This window comes from Kribbella sp. CA-247076, assembly GCF_050942445.1.
GTDB lineage: Bacteria > Actinomycetota > Actinomycetes > Propionibacteriales > Kribbellaceae > Kribbella.
This window is the reverse complement of record NZ_CP192051.1, coordinates 5,307,988-5,329,987: the sequence shown is the minus strand read 5'-3', so window position 1 is coordinate 5,329,987 and position 22,000 is coordinate 5,307,988. Positions and strand designations below refer to the sequence as shown.

The following is a 22,000-nucleotide window of genomic DNA, read 5'->3' as shown; positions in this document are numbered from 1 at the left end:
GTCAGAGCTGGTCGGGGACAAGCCGGCTGCCCTCGAGGAAGAGTTGCCGGCGGCGTTCGCGGTGCGCGCGTTCGGGGTCGGTAGCCGGCCCGGCCAGCGATCGCGTGAGCTCCTCCGCGGCTTCGGCGTACCGGTGGTCGCGGGCGAGCAGCTCAGCGCGGACGGCGTACCAGCGTGGGCTCGGCGGGAGCTCGTCGAGCATGGCCAGGCCCGAGGCGGTGCCGTCCGCCTCGGCGGTCGCGACCGCGTGCGCCAGCTGCGCCGACGTGCTCGGCGCGATCGAGACGAGCAGGTCGTAGAGCCGGACGATCTCGCGCCAGTCGGTGGCCGAGTAGCTGGGGACACGAGCGTGCTCGGCCGCGATCGCCGCCTGCAGCTGGTACGCGTCGGCCTGCCGGTCCGAGCGCAGCAGTGAGTCGTTCAGCAGGGCGATCCCGCGGTCGATCAGCTGCTGGTCCCAGAGCGCGCGGTCCTGCCGGTCGAGGGTGACGACCTCGCCGTCGTCGTCGATCCGGGCCGGACGGCGTGCCTCGGTGAGCAGGAGCAGGGCCAGTACGGCGGACGCCATCGGCTGCTCGGGGAGGAGCTCGTGCAGTAGCTCGGCCAGCCGGATCGCCTCGGCGCAGACGTCGACGTCGTACGCCGTCTGACCCTCGACCGGAGCGTGGCCGGACGTGTAGAGGCTGTGGATGACTCCGCAGACAGCGGGGAGTCGTGCAGGCAGTTCGTCATCCGCCGGCACGCGGTACGGAATCCGCGCCGCCGCGATCTTCTGCCGGGCGCGGGTCAGCCGCTTGGTCGTCGCGACCTCGGAGGTCAGCAGCACGCCGGCGATCTGCGCGGGCGACAGACCGCACAACGTGCGCAGCGCCAGGGCGATCCGGGTCGGCGGTGACAGCGCGGGGTGGCAGCAGGTGAAGATCAGCCGGAGGAGGTCGTCCTGTACGACGCTGTCGGGAACGACCTGGCTGAGCTCCAGCAACTCGAGCCCGTCCCGCTCCTTGCCGGGCCGGGCCCGCTCCCGGCGGATGATGTCGATCGCCTTCCGCCGGGCAGTCACGGTCAGCCAGGCGCGCGGCTCGGGCGGCACCCCGGTCACCGGCCAGGCGCCGAGGGCCGCCAGGGTCGCCTCCTGGACGGCGTCCTCGGCGAGCTGGACGTCGCCGACGGTCCGGATCAGGGTCGCCAGGATGCGCGTCCCCTCGACCCGGATCGTCTCCGCGAGCGCGTCGTACATCGGGCGACTACTTCGCCAGGATGACCGGCCGCACCTCGACGGCGCCGTTCCACGCGGCCGGAATCTGCGCGGCGATCGCGATCGCGCCCTCCAGGTCGTCGGCCTCGATCAGGTAGTACCCGGTCAGGGCCTCCTTCGTCTCCGCGTACGGGCCGTCCGTGGTGACGACCTTGCCGCCGCGGGCACCCTCGACCCGGACGACGGTCGCCGTCGGCGTCGGGTGCAGGACCGCGCTCGCGGCGATCGCGCCGGCGTGGTCCAGTGCGAACTGCCGGTACTCCGCGAGCTCGCCCGCCTGCTCCGGAGCCCACCAGTCGACGTCCGCCGTATAGGTCAGTGCAAGGTACTGCGCCATCGGAACACTCCTTCTTCGCCAGGCCCACTGTGGCCTCTCAGCAAAGGAACGAACGGTCACCCGCCGATCAGGACATCACTGCGTCGCCTCGGACACCCGGGCGCGGAACTCGCGGACGACGTCCTCGTCACCGGCCGACTGGACCGCGGACGCGTCCAGCCGCCCCCACAACCACAGGAACACCGCCTCGGCCGACCCGAAGATCTCCGCGGCCACGTCCCCCTCGGCGTCCTGGGACACCGCCACACTCGTGGCGTCGGCGCGGACCGTCCACGACCGGCCCTCGGCGGTGAGGCGTACGGTGGCGTCGACCGGGTGCTCGGTATCGCCTTCCGCCCACCACGGGCCGGCGAGATTGGGGTACAGCAGCTCGTCGATGCCGTCGAGCGCCAGCTCGAGAGCGATCGGCGTGACGACGTCGTGGGCCTGCTCGACGTCGATCCGGTGGACCACGCTCTCCAGCGCCATCCGCCGGTACCAGAACCCGGACGTCTTGTCGTCCGGGTTGAAGGTCCACGTCGCCCGCTCGGTGCCGGCGGACTCCAGCGCGTCCACGATCGCCGCGCGCGCCTCGTCGTACAGCTCGATGGCGTCGCGGTCACCGAAGTCCGGCGGCCACGGGTCGGGCAGCGCACCGAGCCGCAGGATCTCCACCTTGTGCAGGTAGACCGTCGCCACATGCCGCACCACCGACTCCACTGTCCACCCCGGACAGCTCGGCACCGCGGCGTCCAATCCCATCCGTCCCACCTCGCCCAGCCGCGCGGCCTCGGCCCGCAACTGCTCCAGATAGAACCCGGCCCGCTCCCTCGACAGCGTCATACCGCGAAGCATGACACCCCGCGCCGACACTGTCAGATGCTCCGGGCCTTCAACGCCGACTCCCAATCGGTCGTCTCGCTCCGGCTGATCTCGACCACCCGCTCGGCGAGCAGCTTCGCGGGATCGTCGCTGCCGGCGTACCGGCCGGCCTGCTGGGCGTACAGCCAGGCCTCGCCGCGCAACTCCTCGGCGGCCCGCCGGTACGTCGGGTAGGAGTCCTTGAAGCCGAACAGCGTGCGGATCCCCTCGGCCAGCGCGATCAGACCACCGAGCGCGGGAGCCAGCCAGTCTGGTGCGTCGAACGCGACCGAGATCGCGATCAGCAGCGCGGCGACGAGTTGCACCACACCCAGGGACCGGTAGGCGATCCGGGCCTGAACGGCCTGGTGGTGGTACCAGCGGAAGCGGATGCTGATCATCTTCTCGGCGGGGGAGTCCTGGGCCGAGGGCGGGGAAGTCGGAATCTCTGAGGTTCGCCATGGTGTGCCCAGTCTCCAGCTAATCTTCGGCACATGGCGAGGAAGAGGGCGTTGCCGTTCGACCCTATCGACGAGGCGTCGCGGCAGTGGGGACGGCGGTGGGGAGCGGTCGAGCAGATGCGGGCCGTCACGTCGCTGATGCGGGCCCAGCAGATCGTCATCGGTGAGCTCGACGACATGCTGAGGAAGCACGGGCTGACGTTCGCGCGGTTCGAGGCGCTGGTGCTGCTGACGTTCTCGCGGCGCGGGTCGTTGCCGTTGGGCAAGATGGGCGAGCGGCTGCAGGTCCACCCGACCTCGGTGACCTCGATCGTCCGGCGGCTGGAGGCGGCCGGCTTGGTGACGCGGACACCGCACCCGGACGACGGCCGGGCCGTGCTGTGCGAGATCACCCCCGAGGGCCGCGACCTGGTCGAGCGCGCCACCGCCGATCTGGTCGCCGCCGACTTCGCCCTGTCCGGCCTGACCGACGAGCAGCTGAAGATGCTCTGGTCCGTCCTCGAGCCGCTCCGCCACAGCGCCGGCGACTTCACCTGACAGCCGGACCGCCAGGCCATCACAACGCACCGCCGCGGGCGCCGTCAGGCGATGGTGTGCGCCGCCCGGCGCGGTTGTGATGGCCTGGCGGTCCGCCACCTTGGAAATAGTTGGACGTCCTAGTATTTTGGGACCAGTTCTCGAGGAGGTCCGACTGATGGATGCCGAGCAGATCGCCGCCGGCCGGAGCCGGTGGCAGCAGCGGTACGACGCCGCCCGCAAGCGGGAGGCGGACTTCACCACGCTCTCCGGCACCGAGGTCGCGCCGGTGTACGGGCCTCCCGAGGGGGTCGACGACCCGCGGATGGAGCGGATCGGCTGGCCGGGGGAGTTCCCGTTCACCCGCGGCCTCTACCCGACCGGGTACCGCGGCCGCACCTGGACGATCCGCCAGTTCGCTGGCTTCGGCAACGCCGAGCAGACCAACGCGCGGTACAAGATGATCCTGAACGGCGGTGGCGGCGGCCTGTCGGTCGCCTTCGACATGCCGACGCTGATGGGCCGCGACTCCGACGACCCGAAGTCGCTCGGCGAGGTCGGCCACTGCGGGGTCGCGATCGACTCGGCCGCCGACATGGACCGGCTGTTCAAGGACATCCCGCTGCAGGACGTCACCACCTCGATGACGATCTCCGGTCCCGCCGTACCGGCCTTCGTGATGTACCTGGTCGCCGCCGAGCGGCAGGGCGCCGACCTGACCAAGCTCAACGGGACGCTGCAGACCGACATCTTCAAGGAGTACATCGCGCAGAAGGAGTGGCTGTTCCCGCCGGAGCCGCACCTGCGCCTGATCGGCGACCTGATGGAGTACTGCGCGTCGACGATCCCGGCGTACAAGCCGCTGAGCGTCTCCGGCTACCACATCCGCGAGGCCGGCTCGACCGCCGCGCAGGAGCTCGCCTACACGCTCGCCGACGGTTTCGGGTACGTCGAGCTGGGCCTGTCCCGCGGACTCGACGTCGACGTGTTCGCGCCCGGCCTGTCGTTCTTCTTCGACAGCCATCTGGACTTCTTCGAGGAGATCGCGAAGTTCCGCGCGGCCCGGCGGATCTGGGCCCGCTGGCTGCGGGACGTGTACGGCGCGCGCACGGAGAAGGCCCAGTCGCTGCGCTTCCACACCCAGACGGCCGGCGTGTCCCTGACCGCCCAGCAGCCGTACAACAACGTCGTACGCACGGCTGTCGAGGCGCTCGCCGCCGTACTCGGCGGGACGAACTCGCTGCACACGAACGCGCTCGACGAGACGCTCGCGCTGCCGACCGACGAGTCCGCCGAGATCGCGCTGCGGACCCAGTCGGTGCTGATGGAAGAGGTCGGGGTCACCAACGTCGCCGACCCGCTCGGCGGATCCTGGTACGTCGAGGCGCTGACCGACGACATCGAGGCGCAGGCCGAGGAGATCTTCGCCCGGATCAAGGAAATGAGCCCGGACGGGTCGATGACCGGCGGCATCCTGCGTGGCATCGAGGACGGCTGGTTCATGGCCGAGATCGCCGACGCCGCGTTCGAGTACCAGCAGAAGCTGGAGAAGGGCGAGAAGAAGATCGTCGGGGTGAACACCCTGACCGACACGGTCTCCGGTGAGCTGTCCATCCTCCGGGTCAGCCACGAGGTCGAGATCGAGCAGTGCAGGGTGCTCGCGGAGCGCAGGACGCACCGCGACGAGGACCGGGTCCGGCGTACGCTGTCGGCTCTGGTCGAGGCGGCCAGGGGGACCGGCAACCTCATCGAACCCATGCTGGAGGCGGCGCGTGCGGAGGCCACGATGGGGGAAATCTGTCACGTTCTTCGGGAACTCTGGGGCGAGTACCGAGAGCCCGCCCGCTTCTGAGCAGGCGACGGCCGAGCCCGAGCCGGCGAAACCGGGCACCACACTCCGCGCCGCGGACGGTCGCGGGGTGGTCGTCTGCGGTTCGGACCGCACGATGCTGCGGGTCGTCACCGAGCTGGTCGGCTCCGGCGAGCAGGTCACCGCGATCGTCAACCCCGCGTCCCGCCACTACGAGCGGATCGGCGAGCTCGGCGCGCACGTGCTCGGCGTCCGCGTCGTCAGTGAGGCGTTGCTGCGGCGCGCGGGGATCGACGCCAAGGACGGTCAGCCGTCGCACGCGCGGGCACTGGTGCTGCTGGACAACGACGACGTCCACAACGTCCACACCGCGCTGACCGCCCGGGACATGGATCCCGATCTGCGCATCGTCGTACAGATGGTGAACCCGCGGCTGGGTGCGCAGTTGCACAGCCTGCTCGGCGACTGCGTGGTGATCTCGGGGCCGTCGCTGGCGGCGCCCGCGTTCGTGTCGGACGCGCTCGAGGACGACGAGCTGACCTGGCTCGACCTCGGCGGACGGCGGCTGGTCGCGGGGCAGGCCGACCTGATCCGCGAGCCGCACCTCGCCGTACTGGCCGACACCACGTCGTCGGCGACGCCGGAGTTGCTGCCGATCGACAGCACCGACCCGACCGGCGACATCGTCCTCGGCACCGGGGTGCGCAGCGTCTGGCGGACCAAGGACGTACGGCGGGCCGGGTGGCTGATGGCGATGCGCGACGTCTTCGACCGCCGGGTCCGGCGGATCGCCGCGGTGATGGCCTTCCTGGTCTTCGTCGGGACGTTGCTGACGCACTACATCGCGAACATCGACTGGTTGCGCGCCCTCTACCTGGCGCTCGGTGCGGTGACGTCGGCCGGGATCGAGGACGACCGGTTCTCCGACGCGGAGCCGTGGGCGAAGGTGGCCGGGGTCGTCGTCCAGCTGACCGGCATCGTGCTGATGGCCCTGCTGACCGCGGTGGTCGTCGACTCGTTGATCGGGGCCCGCCTCTCGCGGGTGATCGGCGGCGTCCGCGGCCGGCCGCGCAACCACGTGGTCGTCTGCGGTCTCGGTACGGTCGGCGCGCGCGTCCTCGAGATCCTGGCCGAGCGCGGGGTGGCGGTGGTCGGGGTCGAGCACGACGAGGACGCTCCCGGAGTCCAGACCGCGCACCGGTTGCGGATCCCGGTGGTGATCGGGGACAGCAGCAACGAGGAGACGTTGCGGTCGGCCGGCGTACAACGCGCCCAGTCGGTGCTCGCGATCACCAACGGAGACATCACCAACCTGGAGTCGGCGATGGTCGTCCGTGATCTGAACCCCGAGGCGCGGATCACGATGCGGATGTTCGACCACGACCTCGCCCAGCGGGTCGAACGGCGGTTGGGGCTGGGCCACAGCCGATCGGTGTCGATGCTGGTCGCGCCGGCGATCGCGGCCGCGGTGGCGAACCGGCGCAGCCAGGTGACCGTGCCCGCCGGACGGCGCGTCCTGCTGCTCACCGAGGTCACGGTCGAGCCGGGATCGGTCGCCAGCGGGTTGCGGCTCGGCGAGGTGAGCGAGGACGGCGGTCTGCTCGTGCTGGCCCGCCAGAGCGGGACCGCGTGGGACTGGTCGCCTTCGCCGAGCAAGGTGCTCCGGGCCGGCGACAAGATCGCCGTCGCAGGTACCCGCAGCGGCCTGGCCCGTCTCCTCCTGGCCACCCGGGCTCACCACGGGTAGCAAGCGTCTGCTGCCGGACCTCTGCACGCCGTCTCCGGCGTACCGATTTCCGGCGGCGGACACTCTCGGGGAGGATAGGCCTGTGAACGTGAACGGAATGCGAGGGCAGTCGTGAGTCAGTCGAACTTCTCCCGTCCCGGGGCGATCGATCTGTCGTCCCTGCGCAGGCCCGGCGCGGCCCCGGCCGGTCCTGGGGGTGCTCCGGCGCCGGGCGCTCCGGCCGGTGGTGCTCCAGGTGGCGGCGCCTCGGGGTCGTATGTGCTGAACGTGAGCGAGCCGACCTTCCAGGCCGACGTGATCGAGCGCTCCCTGCAGGTCCCGGTGGTGGTCGAGTTCTGGTCACCGCGCTCGCAGGCCTCGAGCGCGCTCAGCTCGGTGCTCGCCAATCTGTCCACCGAGTACGCCGGCAAGTTCCTGCTCGCCCGGATCGACATCGACGCGAACCCCCAGCTGGCCCAGGCGGTCGGTGTGCAGTCGGTTCCGCTGGTGATCGCCGTACTGCGGGGTCAGGTGGTCCCGCTGTTCCAGGGCGCGCTCGGGGAGCCGGAAGCCCGGCAGTACCTCGACCAGTTGATGACCGTGGCGGTCGCGAACGGCATCACCGGCCGGGCCGAGCCGGTCGGCGGTCCGGTGGCCGACTCGGACGCCGCCGCCGCTGAGCCCGAGCCGGACCCGCGGTACGCGAAGGCCGAGAGCGCGGTCGGTGCCGGCGACCTGGACGGCGCGATCGCGGCGTACGAGGAGCTGCTCAAGGAGACCCCGAACGACGCCGAGGCGAAGTCCGGCCTCGCCCGGGTCCAGCTGGTCAAGCGCACCCAGGACGTGCCGGCCGACGTCCGGACGCGGGCCGCCGACAACCCCGCCGACGTCGAGGCGCAGATGCTGGTCGCCGACGCCGATCTGATGGGCGGTCACGTCGAGGACGCCTTCAGCCGGCTGATCAACACCGTCCAGGTGACCTCGGGCGACGAGCGCAACGCCGTCCGGCTGCACCTGCTCGAGCTGTTCGAGGTCGTCGGCGCCGACGACGAGCGGGTGATGAAGGCCCGCCGGCGGCTGATGTCCGCGCTGTTCTGATCTGCTGCCTTCAAGACCCCCTCGGCGCCGGCGCGCCGAGGGGGTCTTGTCGTGTGTCCGGTCCCGGTCGTGTGTGAACTCTTGAAATCCCTGCCGATCCGGTTTGAGAATAATTCACATGAGCGTTGCCGCCGCGTCCCCTCAGCCGAGCCTCGAGGCCCGCATCAATGGGCTGCTGCCCGCACTCAGCCCGGCGCAGGCGCGGATCGCGACCGAGGTACTGCGCGATCCGGCCGGCGTGGCGTCGTCCACGATCGGCCAGCTCGCGGCCCGGTGCGGGACCTCGCTGCCGAGCGTCACCCGGTTCTGCCTGGCGCTCGGGCTGTCCGGGTACGCCGAGCTGCGGCTGGCACTCGCGGCCGAGAGCGGCCGGGCCAGTAGCAGCTGGGAGCGGGGGACCGGTGCCGAGGTCGGCCCGGACGACTCGCTGGACGACGTACTGCGCACGCTGTTGCGCGCCGACACCCGGGCGCTCGAGGATACGGTCGCCTCGATCGACGTGAGCTCCCTCGGCCGAGCGGTGCAGGCGATCTCCGACGCCCGCCGGATCGACCTGTACGCCGTGTCCGGGTCGGCGTCCGTCGCCGAGGACCTGCGGTTGCGGCTGCACCGGATCGACCGGGCCGCCAGCACGTGGAGCGACGTACACAGTGCGCTGACCAGCGCGACGCTGCTAGGCCCAGGTGACGTTGCCGTCGGCATCTCGCACAGCGGCGAGACGATCGAGGTGCTGGAGCCGTTGCAGCGCGCGGGACGCGGCGGCGCCACGACAGTTGCCGTGACCAACTATCCCCGGTCGCCGCTGGCGTTGTGCGCGGACGTCGTACTGCTCACCTCTGCCCGCGACGTCACCTTCCGCACCGGCGGGATGTCCGCGCGCCACGTACAGATGCTCGTCCTCGACGCCCTCTACATCGGCGTCGCCCAACGCGACTACCCCCTCGCCGAACAAGCCTTCGACGCCACCGCCGAAGCCGTCTCCACCCACCGCAAACGCCCCTAACCCCACCCATGCCCCCATCACCCAACTCCCCACCCATGCCCCCATCACCCAACTCCCCACCCGTGCCCTCCGCCCACCCGTGCCCTCCGCCCACCCGTGCCCTCCGTCGCCCGCCAACCCGCCCAAGCCCCGCGCCGGCTCCCGCCCCGTGCGCTCGTCTCTCCGCCAACCCGCGGAAACCCGCGCCCCCGCACCTGCTCGTGCACTGCGCCCGCCCGACGACTCCATCCACCCGCCTGTGAAGGAGAATCATGCAGAGCCCGCACCAGATCCTCGGTCCCAGCCGCCGCGCCCTCCTGTTCGGCGCCGGCGCTGCCGCCCTCACCGCCGCAGCACCGACCGCCGCGTCCGCAGCCGCACCCACCGGCGCGTCCGTAGCTGCCGGCACCTCGGCGGCGGCGATCCCGTCGCCGGACGACCTGCCGCTGACCGGCGGACCGGAGTTCCCGATCGGGCTCTTCTGGCCCCCGCACCCGTACGAGAGCACGCCGGAGCGGTTCGCCGAGATCAAAGCAGCCGGCTTCGACTTCGTGATCTCCGGCAACTACGCCGGCGACGGCAACATCTTCCAGCACCAGCTCGGCCTCGCCCGGACCGCCGGCCTGCAAATGCTGATCTCCGACGATATCCAGATCCGCAACATGTCCCGCTGGTTCTCGATCTCGGACAACCCCGCCGACCACCTGAGCATCACCCCCGCCGAGGCGCGCGCCCTCTACACCCGCGCCCGCGACGCGTACGGCCCCTACTCCTCCCTCGCCGGTTTCAACCTGTACGACGAACCCGGCGCGGGCTGGTTCGGCACACTGGCCCGGGCGGTCGCGGTCTCGCGTGAGCTCGCGCCGTCCCTGCTCCCGTACATCAACCTCTTCCCGTCCGACGACCCGGCGTACTATCGCAGCTTCGTCGACGTGGTGAAGCCGTCCCTGATCTCATTCGACCGCTACCCGCTGCTGTCCGAGGGCCGCGAGGACGCGAACTACTTCCACAACTGGGCGATCGTCCGCGACGCCGCCCTGCACGGCGACATACCGTCCTGGGTGTTCATCCAGACGCTGCTGTACAACAACCACCGCGAGCCGACCGCGTCCGAGCTGCTGTGGCAGGTCAACATCAGCCTCGCCTACGGCGCGAAGGGAATCCAGTACTTCACCTACTGGACACCCGAGGCCGCACGCGGCGAAGGCTTCGGCCCGGCGCTGATCACCGTCGACGGCCGGCGCACACCGCGGTACGCCGCCTCGCGCCAGATCAACACCACCTGGCTCCACCAGGTCGGCCGCGAACTCAAGCCGCTCGTGTCCGAATCGGTCGTCCACGCCAACGAGACCCCGCTACCCAACGGGACCGTGGGCTTCACGCCGACGCCGCTGGTCTCCAGCGTCTCCGGATCCCCACTGGTGCTGGGCACCTTCTGCTCGCGCGACGGCTCGGCCGACCGCTGGATTCTCGTCGCCAACCGCTCCCACTCCGCCGAAGCCCGAGGCACCCTCACCCCGCGCCTGTCCGGTGTCTCAGCCGTAGGCGTCTTCAACCCCCGCACTCAGACCTATCGCGCCCGAGGCACCGGGCCGATCCCGATCATGCTTGCCCCCGGCGCCGCAACCCTCCTGAAACTGGAAGCCAACTAACGAGCGCTCACGACGACCGGCGGTTCCTCGACCGGCGCCCGTCGGTCGAGCACACTCAGTCGGTCGGGCCTGTGTAAATGCCGAGGGCACGGAAGCGCAGGGCCGGCGCCGCGTATTCCTCCAGCGCGTGGGCGGTCCAGCCGACCATCCGCGCCAGGGCGAACAACGCGTCGCCGGCATCGGCCCGGAAGTCGTACGCGTGCATCATCGCGGCCACCGCAAGGTCGCTGTTCGGGAACGACGGCATCCGCGCGGCGAGCACCTGGATCGTCTCCACGACCGGGTGGTCGCCGAGCATGCCGAGCAGCACCTCGGCGCGTGGATCGCGCTCACGGTAGATCCGGTGACCGAACCCCGGCACGGGCTCGCCTGACCTCAGCTGATCCGACAGCGCCTGGAGTGGGTCCCGCTGTGCCCGCTTGAGGAACTCGTACGCCAGGGTGGGCGCCGCGCCGTGATACTGCCCGTCCAACGCCCCCAGTCCGGCCGACACCACGGCGTACAGATTGGCTCGCGCGCTCGCCGCGACCCGGGCTGCGACGGTCGACACCGCGAGGCCGTGATCCGCCAGCAGGATCAGTGCCGACTCCAGCACGTCCGGTCGTGCGCGGTGAGACGAGAACTTCGGCCACAACCGGCTCCCCAGCGATTGCTGCGGGTTGAGCGCAGGCACCGGCCCTGGCAACGCCGCGACCAGTACGCCGATCAGCTTCTCGACGGCGGTCGTGACCGACAGAGGAGTCAGATCGAACCGCATCGGATCAGCAGCCCCCAGTACGGCGACCGCCACCCGCAACCTGTCCGTCAACCGCGCCGACTCCGGCAGCACCCCCATCGCAGCCCGAGCAAGCTCCACCGCATCCCCCGCCACCGGAAACCGCTCCCGCTCGGTCAGCTCGCCTGTCCAGAGCAGATGGGCCACTGACTCGAGTGGCAGGCTTGTGGCGAGGTCTTTGACTGGGTGGCCGCGGTAGTAGAGGTTGTCGTCGCGGATGAGGGTCAGCTCGGACTCGATCTGTTCGACGACGCCGGAGTGCTCGACGGACTTGCTCGCCAGCCGCTCGACCTCCGCCGCGGCGAACAGGCTGCCGCGCCGGCCGCGAGCCCGCACACTCGTCAGCAACCCGCGGCTGACGTACGCGTAAATAGTCTCCGGTTTGACCCGCAACCGTCGCGCGACCTGGGCCGTCGTCAGGTAATTCTCGTCAGTCTGCTGGCTCATCCAGCGCTCCTTCGAGCCGTCACATTGACTGGATCAACATTGACAATAGTTGATTGGCTGTCAACTCTGATAGCTATGTCAACAACGATCAATGTTCCGCCTGGCCTGCGCAACGTCGTCGTCACCGAGACGACCCTTGGTGACGTCCGCGGTGACGAAGGGTTCTACCACTACCGCCAGTACTCGGCGATCGACCTCGCCAAGTCGAAGACGCTCGAAGACGTCTGGTTCCTGATGTTCGAGGGCCACCTACCGACCACCGCGGAGCGCGAACGCTTCACCGCCGAGCTCGCGCCCTTGCGTGTCCTGCCGGATGAGGTCCGCGCCGTCCTGCCCGCGATCGCGAGCGCCGGCCCGACGTTCAACCCGTTGGCCGGTCTCCGCACGGCGTTGTCGCTCCTGGCCGCCGTGCGGACGCTGCCGCCGTTGTGGGACGCGGATCCGGCCCGCCGCAAGGCCGACGCGATGCTCGTGTGCGCGGTGACGCCGACAATCCTGGCGGCGCTCTACCGCCTGCGGGAGGGACAGGAGCCGCTCGAGCCGCGCGCCGACCTTGGTGCCGCCGCCAACTGGCTCTACCTGGTGAGCGGCGCCGAGCCGAGCGCCGTACAGACTGCGGCTATCGAGCACTACCTGGTCGCGACCGTGGACCACGGATTCAACGCGTCGACCTTCACCGCGCGGGTGATCGCCTCGACCGGCGCTGACTTCGTTGCTGCGATCGCGGGCGCGATCGGTGCGTTCTCAGGGCCGCTCCACGGTGGCGCACCGGACCGTGCGCTGGCCAGTCTCGACGAGATCGGCACCCCCGACCGCATCGACGCCTGGGTGCGGGAGAAGGTGTCGGCGGGCGACCGGATCATGGGCTTCGGGCACGCGGTCTACCGGACCGAGGACCCGCGCTCGCTGATGCTGCGCGACATCGCCCGCGGACTGGGCGGAGACCTCGTGGACTTCGCGACTACGGTCGAGCAGCGCATCGTCGACGTACTCGCCGAGCTGAAGCCGGGCCGCAACCTCTACGCGAACGTCGAGTTCTACGCCGGCGTCGTGATGGAGCTCTGCGGCCTCCCGCGGGCCATGTTCACGCCCACGTTCGCGGTCAGCCGCGTGATCGGCTGGTCCGCCAACATCCTCGAACAGTCCATGGACTCCAAGATCATCCGCCCGATCGCGACGTACGTCGGCCCGCAGCCACCCGTGCCGGTGCCGTGAGCACCTGTCAGGCAGCGGACTTGAACCGCATGGCCTCGTCGGTGATCGGGCCGAAGCGGAGGAGCACCAGGTCACGCGGGTAGTTCTGCCGGAGGCGCCAGGGGCCGTGCGTCCCCTGGCGCGGCAGGATCGACGCGGCTCGGCGGATGTAACCGGACGAGAGGTCGACCACAGGTCGCCGGGGCGCGTCGTACTCCGCCTGGTCGATCTCCGGAACGCAGATGCTCGTGCCGGTAGCGGTGAGGTGGTTGAGCAGGCGGCAGACGTACTGCGAGGTCAGGTCGGAGCGGAGCGTCCAGGAGTTGTTGGTGTAGCCGATGCACCAGGCGAGGTTGGGTACGCCGCTCAGCATCATGCCCTTGTAGACGAACGTGTCGTGCGGGTCCACGGCCTGCCCGTCGACCGTCAGCTCGATGTTGCCGAGTGCCACCATGCGCAACCCGGTCGCGGTGACGACGAGGTCGGCGTCCAGCTCCGCGCCGGAGCGCAGCCGCAGACCGGTCGACGTGAAGGTCTCGATCTCGTCCGTCACCACGGAGGCCGAGCCATCGCGCAGTACCTCGAACAGGTCTGCGTCCGGCACCAGACACAGCCGTTGGTCCCACGGCTTGTACCGAGGGGTGAAGTGCGGGTCCAGTGGGATTGAGTCAGGCAACTGCTTGGCCACAGTGCTGTTCAGGAGCCAGGCAGCCTGCGACGGCCACCGCCGGAACGCGCTGTAGACAGCAGTGCTGAACAGTACGTTCTTACCGCGGATCACCCGGTGTGCGAGCTTCTCGGGCAGTACGGCGCGCAGTCGATCGGAGAACGCGTCCTGCGCCGGCCTGGACGCCACATAGCTCGGTGAACGCTGCAGCATCGTCACGTGCTCCGCCGTACGAGCCATGGCCGGCACTAGCGTCACCGCGGTCGCACCACTGCCGATTACCACCACTCGCTGACCGGAGTAGTCCAGGTCGTCGGGCCAGTGCTGCGGATGGACGATGTGCCCCTGGAACTCGTTCTGCCCGGGGAAGTCGACCACATGGCCCGAGTCGTAGTCGTAGTACCCGCTGCAGACATACAGGAACGAGCACGTGTACGTCGCCCGCGTGGTCTCCACGGTCCACATAGCCTCGGACGACGACCACGACGCCCGTACGACGCGTTGCCCGAACCGGATGTGCTTGTCGATGCCGTAGGTGGACGCGGTCTCGTGCAGGTACTCCAGGATCGACGGACCGTCGGCGATCGCCTTGGCCGCCTTCCACGGGTGGAAGGGGAACCCGAGGGTGAACATGTCCGAGTCGGAGCGGATCCCGGGGTAGCGGAACAGGTCCCAGGTGCCGCCGAGGCTCTCGCGGGCCTCGAGGACTGCGTACGTCCGGTCCGGGCTCTGCGTCTGCAGCCGGTAGGCGGCCCCGATCCCGGACAGGCCGGCGCCGACGACGAGGACGTCCAGGTGCTCCACGAGTTCCTCCTGGGGTCCGGATGCGTACGTGGTGGGTGCCTGTTGAGTACCGGGTCAAGAGTACGCGTGGTGGGCACGATGGTGCTGTTCGTATCCGCCGGGTGACTCGAGGTGAGGATGACCATGACCGGAAACACGACTGGGAATTTCCTTGCCGGTGCTGTCGATTCCGTCTGCTGCCGATCGTCAGCAAGATGTTCAGTACAAGCCCGAGACAAGGGAGCCGGAAATGGCGCAGTACATGTTCCTGCTGTTCGACAGCGAAGACTGGTACGACAACGTCACGCCGGAGGAGTGGCAGCAGGCGATGAAGCTGCACGGGGCGTTCATGGAGGCGGTCGAGAAGGCCGGCGCGCGGGTCCTCGGCGGGGAGGCGCTGGAGCGGTCCAGCACCGCGAGCACGGTCCGGCAGCGCGAGGGTGCCGAGCCGCTGGTCACCGACGGGCCGTTCATCGAGACCAAGGAGGCGCTCGGCGGGTTCTACGTGGTCGAGGCGCGCGACCTCGACCAGGCGCTCGAGCTCGCCAAGCTGTGCCCGGCGGGGAACGTCGAGGTCCGCCCGGTGATGCCGACCGGTGCGGATGCCGAGCCGCCGGCCTGACATGACGCGGCAGCCGGGTACTCCGACGGAGCCACCTCCGTCGGAGCACCCGCCTGCGCCGCCAACGGCGTCCGCGTCATCCCCTGATCCGTCAGCGGCGTCAGCGTCATCGCCTGGTCCGTCAGCGGAGTCGGACTATCCGCGTGAGCCGACAGCCGCGTCGGCGTATCCGCGTGAGTCGTCGGGGGCGTCGTCGGACTTACGTGAGCCGTCAGGGGCCTCGGAGCATCCGCCTGCGCCGTCCGCGCCGTCCGCGTATCCGCGTGAGCGGTCGGCGGCCGAGGTCGCCGGGGTTGTCGACCGGGCCCACCGGGAGTGCTGGTCGACGGTGCTGGCATCGGTGGTGCGGCTGACCCGGGATTTGGACCTGGCCGAGGACTGCACGCAGGACGCGTTCGTGCGGGCGTTGCGGTCCTGGCCGGACGAGATCCCGTCGAATCCGGGCGGCTGGCTGACTACGGTCGCGCGGCGGTTGGCGCTCGACCGGATGCGGCGGGAGACGAACCTGCGGCGGAAGCTCCCGTTGCTGGTCGAGGATCCGCTCGGGCCGGACGACGAGGAGCAGCCGACGGATCCCCTGCGGCTGGTCTTCACCTGCTGTCACCCGGCGCTGGCCCGGGACTCACAGGTGGCCCTGACGTTGCGGCTGATCTGCGGCCTCACCACGCGCGAGGTGGCGGCCGGCCTGCTGATCAGCGAGCCGACGGCGGCGGCGCGGATCACCCGGGCGAAGAAGAAGATCGCGGCGGCCTCGATCCCGTACCGGATCCCGGCCGACGAGGAGTTGCCGGCGCGGCTCGACGCCGTCCTGACCGTCGTACATCTCGTATACACGGCCGGGCACGTGGCGGCCGGGGCGGAGCTGACGCGGACGGAGTTGACGGGCCGGGCGGTTGAGTTGGCGCGGCTGCTGGTGCGGCTGATGCCGGACGAGCCGGAGCCGCAGGCGTTGCTGGGCTTGTTGTTGATGACGGAGGCGCGCGGGGACGCGCGCGTGAGCGAGGACGGGGAGTTGGTGCTGCTGGCGGATCAGGACCGGTCGCGGTGGGACATCCGGATGCTGGCGGAAGGCGTGTCGCGGGCGACGGCGGCGCTGGAGCATGGTCAGGGCCGGTTTGCGTTGCAGGCAGCCGTGGCCGGGCTGCATGTGACAGCGCCGTCGTGGGAGAGGACCGAGTGGCGACAGGTCGTGCGGATGTACGACGCCATGATGGTCAGCTGGCCGACGCCCATCGTCGCCCTCAACCGGGCCGCGGCACGCAGTCTCGTCCCGGGGGCTGACCTCGACGCCGTGCTCGATGAGCTGGATGCCCTCGGCAACGAGCCGGCGCTGAAGTCCTACGCGTACCTCCCCGCGGCCCGCGCCGACATCCTCGCCCGCCTCGGCCGCTGCCGCGAAGCCGCCGACGCCTACCGCCAAGCGATCACGCTCACCGCCAACGAAGCCGAACGCCGCTTCCTCACCCAACGCCTCACTGCCCTCCTCCCCAGCTGAGCAGCACTTTCTCACCCGACGCCTCACCGCCCTCCCCGGCTGAGCGGCGCTTCTTCACCCAGCGCCTCACCGCCCTCCCCAGCTGACCTGTAGGCGGCGGGCTGGGGTTAGTGGTTTTGGGTAGTCAGGTCGGCGAGGGCTTTTCGCCACTGGTCGGGAGTGGGCCTGGTCAGCATTCGCGGCGGTGGGTCGTCCATCGGGATCGAATGTGGACAGAACTTCTCCTGGCCTTCGAGGGTGATCGAGCGCACCTCGCGGTGGGTGCGTAGTTCGTAGACCCTGAGCTGGTACGTCGCGGTGACCATGGGGATCGTGGTGGATCCCGTCGCCCCATACTCGCAGTTGTGCTCGGCTCCCAAGGACTGCTCACCGTCCACGGTCGCGCAGGCGACCAACTGCACGTCCTCGGGCTCGTCCGGGTCGACCAACTCCCACCCCTCCTCGGAGAAGTACGGCGACGTGTGCTCGAGCTCTCCGGTCTCGGACTCGATGAACACCGCGATCGGGTGAGGTGCGGCGCCTTCGTATGCCGCGGCGTTGTCGTAGACCTTTCCGGTGCACGCATCGTCCAGGCCCGACGTCTCGCCGGGGAGTCGACCACGGAGCCACCCGAAGGCCAGGAGGCCAGCAACCAGCAGCGTCACGACTCCGACCACGACGATGTTTCCAGTTGTCCGTCGTACGGCCACCGATGCTCCCTTCGACGAGATCCCGGGCCAAGCTACCGATCCGAGCGGTTCACCGAGTCCGTGTTCGGAGGTACGGCGGGGATCGGTGACGGGGGTTGTGGGGCGTGCTTGACTGGAGTATGAGTGCGCCTGGGACCGGGGCGCCGTTGTCGGCGTCGGAAGAGCGGACGTGGGGGATGGTGGCCCACGTCGGGGTGTTGGTCGCGGCCTGGTTCGCGATGGGGTTCCTGTGTCCGCTGGTGATCTGGCTGGTGTACCGGTACCGGTCGGAGTTCGTCCGCCGGCATGCGCTGGAGTCGCTCAACTTCCAGCTCTCGCTGCTGATCTACACCGCGGTCGCCGTGGTGCTGATCCTGATCACGTTCGGCCTCGGCGTGCTGATCATCATCCCGCTCGTGCTGATCGGGGCGGTCGCCGCGCTGGTCGTCATCGTGATGGCGACCATGGCTGCGTCCAGCGGTCGCGAGTACCGCTACCCGCTGACCATCCGCCTCGTCAGATGATCCCGCGGCGGTCGCGGGCCGCCGTCCGCCTGGTCAGATAATCGCGCGAGCCGTGGGGCGTGATGTGGCAGAGTGCGGCGGGTGGAGCTGATCGGCCAGGGGATGGAAGGTGCCGTCTACGATCTCGGTGGCGGCCGGGTGCGGAAGATCTGGTTCGATCGGCGGCCGGACGACGTACGGCCGTTGAAGGCGTTCCTCGACGAGGTGCCGCCGCTGCCGTTCCGGACGCCGCGGATCCGCGAGATCATTGCCGGCGCCGACGGGCGGGCGGTCAGCGACGAGGACCTGCTGACCGGCACCCCGCTGGACCAGGCCGGCCTGACCGAGGACGAAGGGCTGGATGCGTTCGTCGCCGTGGTCGAGGCGCTCGGCACGACAACGGCCGGCCCGGCGAGCAAGGCGCTCCCGGTGCTGAACCAGCCGTTCTGGCGGGACGACCTGTCGTGGGGCGAGGCCCTGGCAGCCCTGGTACGACGACGCGCCGCCGAGTCCCACGACCACCTCAAGCGTGACGTCGCCGACTTCGACGACCTGCTCGAGGACCTGACCACCCGGCTGGCGACCATCGAGCCGGACGAGTTGAGCGTCGTGCACGGCGACATCTGCCCGCCCAACCTCCTGATGGAGGGCGCCCGGACCGCGGCCGTCGTGGACTGGGGCTTCTACTCGACTGCCGGCGACAACACCTTCGATGCCTCGCTCGCGGCCGGATTCTTCGACATGTACGGTCCGGACGCGCAGCGGCTCGACAACCTGCTGCTCGACCGCTTCGAGGCGCTCGGGCACGACCGCAAGCGGATGTACCTGTACCGCGCGGCGTACGCGATCACGACCGCGACCATCTACGACCCGGACGCCGGCGACGGCCACTACCGCTGGTGCGTCGGCAACCTCAATCGACTACCTCGGTGATCGGCAGCCCGTTGCGCAGGTTGTAGAGCCGCGACGGGTCGGCCAGGATCAGCGGCAACCGGCGCGCGTTCAGCGGCGACACGAGCCCGTCCAATGCGTCCGGCGCATGCCAGGCGATGCTGCGGATCTCGAATCCGTCCGGCTGCAGAGTGTCGATCAGCGACGGGTCGTGTACGCCGCCGTCGTACAGGATCTCGACGGCGTCGCCCCAGCCTTCCCAGCGCGGCAGCCAGTCGATCGCGAGTACGCCGACCAGCGGCAAGGCGACACCGACTTCCTCGTGCATCTCGCGGGACGCCCCGGTCGCCGGGTCCTCGTCCGGCTCGACCACACCGCCCGGCAACTCCAGGTCCTTCTTGTAGCTGACCTGACACAGCAGCACCCGGCCGGCGGTGTCCCGCACGACCACGTGCGCGATCACTCGCTTCTTCGGCAGCGCGGAATCCATCAGCGCGGTCCAGCCGGTCAGCGTGTCCGGGCGCGGGTCGCCGGCACGCATCCCGTAGATGGCCACGTCCCGGCGCTCGCCATCGACCAGGACCCCACCACGCAGGACGCCCTCGCGCCGGAAGCCGGACCGGATCGCCACCCGTGCCGACGAGTGAAGCTCTGGGTCCACCTCCACTTGGAGCCGTTCCAGCCCCAACTCACCGAAGGCGTACTCCGCCGCCAGTCGGACGGCCCGTTGCGCGACCTCCGGGCCACCGTCCATCGCCCAGGTGACCACGCCGACTCCGGGCGTCGTCCGCCGTACCGAGACCGTGCCGACCGTCCCGCCGTGCTCGACTTCGAAGGTGACCAGTTGCTGGTCGTCCTCGGAGGGACGCAGGGTCAGCTCACCATCGGTCAGCGGATGTACGGCGGTCACCCGGTGAACGCTACCCGGTGGCCCCCAGCACTCAAGCCGACGGGTTGTGACGCAGGTAGACCGTGGCCAGCGGCGGGACGGACAGCTCCGTGCTGAACTCCATCCCGTGCCAGCCGGGCCCGTCGGCCTGGACGCTGCCGAAGTTGCCGACCCCCGAGCCGCCGTACACGTTCGCGTCGGTGTTGACCGCCTCCTGCCAGGTGCCCGCGAACGGCAGGCCGAGGCGGTAGCCGTGGTGTGGGATCGCGGAGAAGTTCGCGACGCAGGCGATCGCGGGCTCGCCGTCGTCGCCGTACCGGACGAAGGAGAACACGTTGTTGCCGGCGTCGTTGGCGTCGATCCAGGTGAACTTCTCCGGCGCGTGGTCGGTCCGCCACAGTGCCGGGTTGCCGCGGTAGAGGCCGTTGAGGTCCTTGACCAGTTGCTGCAGGCCACGGTGGTCGCTGTGGTCAAGGAGCCACCAGTCGAGCTCACCCTTCTCGGACCACTCCGACTCCTGGCCGAACTCGCACCCCATGAACAGCAACTGCTTGCCCGGATGCGCCCACATCATCGCCAGGTAGGCCCGCAGGTTCGCCAGCTGCTGCCAGCGGTCGCCGGGCATCTTGCGCAGCAGCGATCCCTTGCCGTGGACGACCTCGTCGTGGGACAGCGGGAGGACGAAGTTCTCCGAGTAGGCGTACATCATCGAGAATGTCAGCTCGTGGTGGTGGTACTGCCGGTGGACCGGCTCGTGCTCCAGGTAGCGCAGCGAGTCGTTCATCCAGCCCATGTTCCACTTGAACCCGAAGCCGAGCCCGCCGAGATGCGTCGCCCGGGTGACACCGGGCCACGAGGTGGACTCCTCGGCCACGGTGATGACGCCGGGCACCCGCTTGTAGAGGGTCGCGTTCATCTCCTGCAGGAACGACACGGCCTCCAGGTTCTCCCGGCCGCCGTACTGGTTCGGCACCCACTGGCCGTCCTGCCGGGAGTAGTCCAGGTAGAGCATCGAGGCGACCGCGTCCACGCGCAGGCCGTCGATGTGGAACTCCTCGGCCCAGTAGATCGCGTTCGCGACCAGGAAGTTGCGCACCTGCGGCCGGCCGAAGTCGAACACCAGGGTGCCCCAGTCCGGCTGCTCGCCGCGGCGTGGATCCGGGTGCTCGTACAGCGGTGTCCCGTCGAAGCGGGCCAGCGCCCAGGCGTCCTTCGGGAAGTGCGCCGGCACCCAGTCGACGATGACGCCGACGCCGGCCTGGTGCAGCCGGTCAACCAGGTGCCGGAAGTCGTCGGGGTCACCGAACCGCGAGGTCGGGGCGAAGTACGACGTCACCTGATAGCCCCACGAGCCGCCGAACGGGTGCTCCATCACCGGCATCAGCTCGACGTGGGTGAAACCCATCTCGTTGACATAGGCAACGAGCTCGTCGGCCAGCTCACGGTACGACCTGCCCTTGCGCCAGGAGCCGAGGTGCACCTCGTACACGCTCATCGGCTCGGCGTACGCCTGCGAGGCCGCCCGGCGCTCCAGCCAGTCCGCGTCGTTCCACTCGTACGTCGACTCGTGGACGACGGACGCGTTCGCCGGGGGAGTCTCGGCCAGGTTGGCCATCGGGTCGGCCTTCTGCCGCCAGACACCGTCTCGGCCGCAGATGTCGAACTTGTACCGCGTCCCCGGGCCGACGCCCGGTACGAACAGCTCCCACACACCGGACGATCCCAACGACCGCATCGGGTGCGCGCGGCCGTCCCAGAAGTTGAAGTCGGCGGTCAGCCGGATGCCCTGCGCACTCGGTGCCCAGACGGCGAACGACGTCCCCGTGACGGTCCCGGACGGGCCGTCGTACCGCCGGACGTGCGCGCCGAGCACGGTCCACAGCTGCTCGTGCCGGCCCTCGCCGATCAGGTGCAGGTCGACCTCACCGAGCGACGGCAAGTACCGGTACGGGTCGTCGAGCTCGATCGCGGGACCGTCGGTGTAGGTCACCTCGAGGCGGTAGTCGGGCACCTTGTCGACGTCGAGCACCCCGACCCAGACGCCGTCGAACTCATGCCGCAGCTCGACCCGCTGGTCGTCGTACAGCACGGTGACGGTTTGCGCGAACGGACGCAGCACGCGAACGGTGACGCCGCTGTCGCCGAGATGTGGACCGAGCACGTGATGGGGATCATGGAAGGTCCCGCCGACCAGCTGTTCCAGGACCGTCCGGTCCACCGGAACCGCTGTCACCACTGGCTCCTCCGTCGCCACCGCAGGCGTCTCGAAGGCCCCGGCCGGCCCGGCGTTCTGCTCGCTCGATCCCATGGACCCCATCCTGCCCGATCAGTCGGCCATCTACCGAAACCCCGTACCCCTCGATGCACGACGTACACAAAGGGCGGAGCG

General features: G+C 69.8%; 20 protein-coding genes. 11 read left to right on the top strand and 9 right to left on the bottom strand.

Annotation, left to right across the window (positions count from 1 at the left end; genetic code table 11):
• Nucleotide 1: 1 nt before the first annotated feature.
• The 4 genes from ACQPYZ_RS25040 to ACQPYZ_RS25025 all read right to left on the bottom strand — a co-directional run bounded on the left by ACQPYZ_RS25040 (nt 2) and on the right by ACQPYZ_RS25025 (nt 2,833).
• Complete coding sequence (locus ACQPYZ_RS25040; protein ID WP_433160401.1) at nt 2-1,237, bottom strand: RNA polymerase sigma factor; 1,236 nt, start codon at nt 1,235-1,237, stop codon at nt 2-4.
• Nucleotides 1,238-1,244: 7 nt separating this feature from the next.
• The gene (locus tag ACQPYZ_RS25035; protein ID WP_433160399.1) at nt 1,245-1,592 is read right to left on the bottom strand and encodes a YciI family protein; all 348 of its coding nucleotides are present in this window, start codon (nt 1,590-1,592) and stop codon (nt 1,245-1,247) included.
• A gap of 75 nt (nt 1,593-1,667) precedes the next feature.
• Entirely contained in the window at nt 1,668-2,414 is a 747-nt protein-coding gene (locus tag ACQPYZ_RS25030) for a maleylpyruvate isomerase family mycothiol-dependent enzyme (RefSeq protein ID WP_433160397.1), read from the bottom strand.
• Nucleotides 2,415-2,446: 32 nt separating this feature from the next.
• Nucleotides 2,447-2,833, bottom strand: a complete 387-nt coding sequence (locus ACQPYZ_RS25025) for a DUF4231 domain-containing protein (RefSeq protein WP_433160395.1) — start codon at nt 2,831-2,833, stop codon at nt 2,447-2,449.
• Nucleotides 2,834-2,926: 93 nt separating this feature from the next.
• On the opposite strand from ACQPYZ_RS25025, the gene ACQPYZ_RS25020 reads away from it, so the two are divergent.
• From ACQPYZ_RS25020 to ACQPYZ_RS24995, 6 genes are all read left to right on the top strand, one after another.
• Nucleotides 2,927-3,430: a MarR family winged helix-turn-helix transcriptional regulator gene (locus ACQPYZ_RS25020; protein WP_433160393.1), complete on the top strand. Its 504-nt coding sequence runs from the start codon at nt 2,927-2,929 to the stop codon at nt 3,428-3,430.
• A gap of 157 nt (nt 3,431-3,587) precedes the next feature.
• Entirely contained in the window at nt 3,588-5,261 is a 1,674-nt protein-coding gene (locus tag ACQPYZ_RS25015) for an acyl-CoA mutase large subunit family protein (protein ID WP_433160391.1), read from the top strand.
• A 94-nt stretch (nt 5,262-5,355) separates the two neighbouring features.
• Complete coding sequence (locus ACQPYZ_RS25010) at nt 5,356-6,966, top strand: NAD-binding protein (protein WP_433160390.1); 1,611 nt, start codon at nt 5,356-5,358, stop codon at nt 6,964-6,966.
• 267 nt (nt 6,967-7,233) lie between these two features.
• Nucleotides 7,234-8,043 (top strand): tetratricopeptide repeat protein, encoded by an 810-nt coding sequence (locus ACQPYZ_RS25005; RefSeq protein WP_433160388.1) that lies wholly within the window; start codon nt 7,234-7,236, stop codon nt 8,041-8,043.
• Nucleotides 8,044-8,161: 118 nt separating this feature from the next.
• Nucleotides 8,162-9,046, top strand: a complete 885-nt coding sequence (locus ACQPYZ_RS25000; protein WP_433160386.1) for a MurR/RpiR family transcriptional regulator — start codon at nt 8,162-8,164, stop codon at nt 9,044-9,046.
• A gap of 251 nt (nt 9,047-9,297) precedes the next feature.
• Nucleotides 9,298-10,677, top strand: a complete 1,380-nt coding sequence (locus ACQPYZ_RS24995; RefSeq protein WP_433160384.1) for a hypothetical protein — start codon at nt 9,298-9,300, stop codon at nt 10,675-10,677.
• Nucleotides 10,678-10,732: 55 nt separating this feature from the next.
• On the opposite strand, the gene ACQPYZ_RS24990 is transcribed toward ACQPYZ_RS24995, so the two are convergent.
• Nucleotides 10,733-11,899 (bottom strand): citrate/2-methylcitrate synthase, encoded by a 1,167-nt coding sequence (locus ACQPYZ_RS24990; protein WP_433160382.1) that lies wholly within the window; start codon nt 11,897-11,899, stop codon nt 10,733-10,735.
• 75 nt (nt 11,900-11,974) lie between these two features.
• Here ACQPYZ_RS24990 and ACQPYZ_RS24985 point away from each other — a divergent pair, with 75 nt between their 5' ends.
• A complete protein-coding gene (locus ACQPYZ_RS24985) occupies nt 11,975-13,114 on the top strand; it encodes a citrate/2-methylcitrate synthase (protein WP_433160381.1) in 1,140 nt (379 codons plus the stop codon).
• Between the two features lie 7 nt (nt 13,115-13,121).
• Here ACQPYZ_RS24985 and ACQPYZ_RS24980 read toward each other — a convergent pair whose 3' ends face one another.
• On the bottom strand, nt 13,122-14,564 hold the full coding sequence (locus tag ACQPYZ_RS24980) for a flavin-containing monooxygenase (protein ID WP_433160379.1): 1,443 nt from the start codon (nt 14,562-14,564) through the stop codon (nt 13,122-13,124).
• Between the two features lie 229 nt (nt 14,565-14,793).
• On the opposite strand from ACQPYZ_RS24980, the gene ACQPYZ_RS24975 reads away from it, so the two are divergent.
• The gene (locus ACQPYZ_RS24975) at nt 14,794-15,165 is read left to right on the top strand and encodes a YciI family protein (protein WP_433160378.1); all 372 of its coding nucleotides are present in this window, start codon (nt 14,794-14,796) and stop codon (nt 15,163-15,165) included.
• A 328-nt stretch (nt 15,166-15,493) separates the two neighbouring features.
• On the top strand, nt 15,494-16,660 hold the full coding sequence (locus ACQPYZ_RS24970) for an RNA polymerase sigma factor (protein ID WP_433160376.1): 1,167 nt from the start codon (nt 15,494-15,496) through the stop codon (nt 16,658-16,660).
• A gap of 107 nt (nt 16,661-16,767) precedes the next feature.
• Here ACQPYZ_RS24970 and ACQPYZ_RS24965 read toward each other — a convergent pair whose 3' ends face one another.
• Nucleotides 16,768-17,349 (bottom strand): hypothetical protein, encoded by a 582-nt coding sequence (locus ACQPYZ_RS24965; protein ID WP_433160375.1) that lies wholly within the window; start codon nt 17,347-17,349, stop codon nt 16,768-16,770.
• A 119-nt stretch (nt 17,350-17,468) separates the two neighbouring features.
• Here ACQPYZ_RS24965 and ACQPYZ_RS24960 point away from each other — a divergent pair, with 119 nt between their 5' ends.
• Together ACQPYZ_RS24960 and ACQPYZ_RS24955 are read left to right on the top strand one after the other, a co-directional pair.
• On the top strand, nt 17,469-17,852 hold the full coding sequence (locus tag ACQPYZ_RS24960) for a DUF4870 domain-containing protein (RefSeq protein ID WP_433160374.1): 384 nt from the start codon (nt 17,469-17,471) through the stop codon (nt 17,850-17,852).
• 81 nt (nt 17,853-17,933) lie between these two features.
• Nucleotides 17,934-18,764, top strand: coding sequence for a phosphotransferase (locus ACQPYZ_RS24955; RefSeq protein WP_433160372.1), 831 nt, complete (start codon nt 17,934-17,936; stop codon nt 18,762-18,764).
• On the opposite strand, the gene ACQPYZ_RS24950 is transcribed toward ACQPYZ_RS24955, so the two are convergent.
• Both ACQPYZ_RS24950 and glgB read right to left on the bottom strand, forming a co-directional pair.
• Complete coding sequence (locus ACQPYZ_RS24950; RefSeq protein WP_433160370.1) at nt 18,745-19,632, bottom strand: NUDIX hydrolase; 888 nt, start codon at nt 19,630-19,632, stop codon at nt 18,745-18,747. The genes ACQPYZ_RS24955 and ACQPYZ_RS24950 overlap by 20 nt on opposite strands.
• A 31-nt stretch (nt 19,633-19,663) precedes the next feature.
• Nucleotides 19,664-21,919 (bottom strand): 1,4-alpha-glucan branching protein GlgB, encoded by a 2,256-nt coding sequence (gene glgB / locus ACQPYZ_RS24945; protein ID WP_433160369.1) that lies wholly within the window; start codon nt 21,917-21,919, stop codon nt 19,664-19,666.
• Nucleotides 21,920-22,000 lie beyond the last annotated feature (81 nt).

Bases quoted from the DNA above. Each gene is read 5' to 3' on its own strand.
- ACQPYZ_RS25040 (WP_433160401.1), bottom strand. From the start codon at position 1,237: ATGTACGACGCGCTCGCGGAGACGATCCGGGTCGAGGGGACGCGCATC.
- ACQPYZ_RS25035 (WP_433160399.1), bottom strand. From the start codon at position 1,592: ATGGCGCAGTACCTTGCACTGACCTATACGGCGGACGTCGACTGGTGG.
- ACQPYZ_RS25030 (WP_433160397.1), bottom strand. From the start codon at position 2,414: ATGACGCTGTCGAGGGAGCGGGCCGGGTTCTATCTGGAGCAGTTGCGG.
- ACQPYZ_RS25025 (WP_433160395.1), bottom strand. From the start codon at position 2,833: ATGATCAGCATCCGCTTCCGCTGGTACCACCACCAGGCCGTTCAGGCC.
- ACQPYZ_RS25020 (WP_433160393.1), top strand. From the start codon at position 2,927: ATGGCGAGGAAGAGGGCGTTGCCGTTCGACCCTATCGACGAGGCGTCG.
- ACQPYZ_RS25015 (WP_433160391.1), top strand. From the start codon at position 3,588: ATGGATGCCGAGCAGATCGCCGCCGGCCGGAGCCGGTGGCAGCAGCGG.
- ACQPYZ_RS25010 (WP_433160390.1), top strand. From the start codon at position 5,356: ATGCTGCGGGTCGTCACCGAGCTGGTCGGCTCCGGCGAGCAGGTCACC.
- ACQPYZ_RS25000 (WP_433160386.1), top strand. From the start codon at position 8,162: ATGAGCGTTGCCGCCGCGTCCCCTCAGCCGAGCCTCGAGGCCCGCATC.
- ACQPYZ_RS24995 (WP_433160384.1), top strand. From the start codon at position 9,298: ATGCAGAGCCCGCACCAGATCCTCGGTCCCAGCCGCCGCGCCCTCCTG.
- ACQPYZ_RS24990 (WP_433160382.1), bottom strand. From the start codon at position 11,899: ATGAGCCAGCAGACTGACGAGAATTACCTGACGACGGCCCAGGTCGCG.
- ACQPYZ_RS24985 (WP_433160381.1), top strand. From the start codon at position 11,975: ATGTCAACAACGATCAATGTTCCGCCTGGCCTGCGCAACGTCGTCGTC.
- ACQPYZ_RS24975 (WP_433160378.1), top strand. From the start codon at position 14,794: ATGGCGCAGTACATGTTCCTGCTGTTCGACAGCGAAGACTGGTACGAC.
- ACQPYZ_RS24960 (WP_433160374.1), top strand. From the start codon at position 17,469: ATGAGTGCGCCTGGGACCGGGGCGCCGTTGTCGGCGTCGGAAGAGCGG.
- glgB (WP_433160369.1), bottom strand. From the start codon at position 21,919: ATGGGATCGAGCGAGCAGAACGCCGGGCCGGCCGGGGCCTTCGAGACG.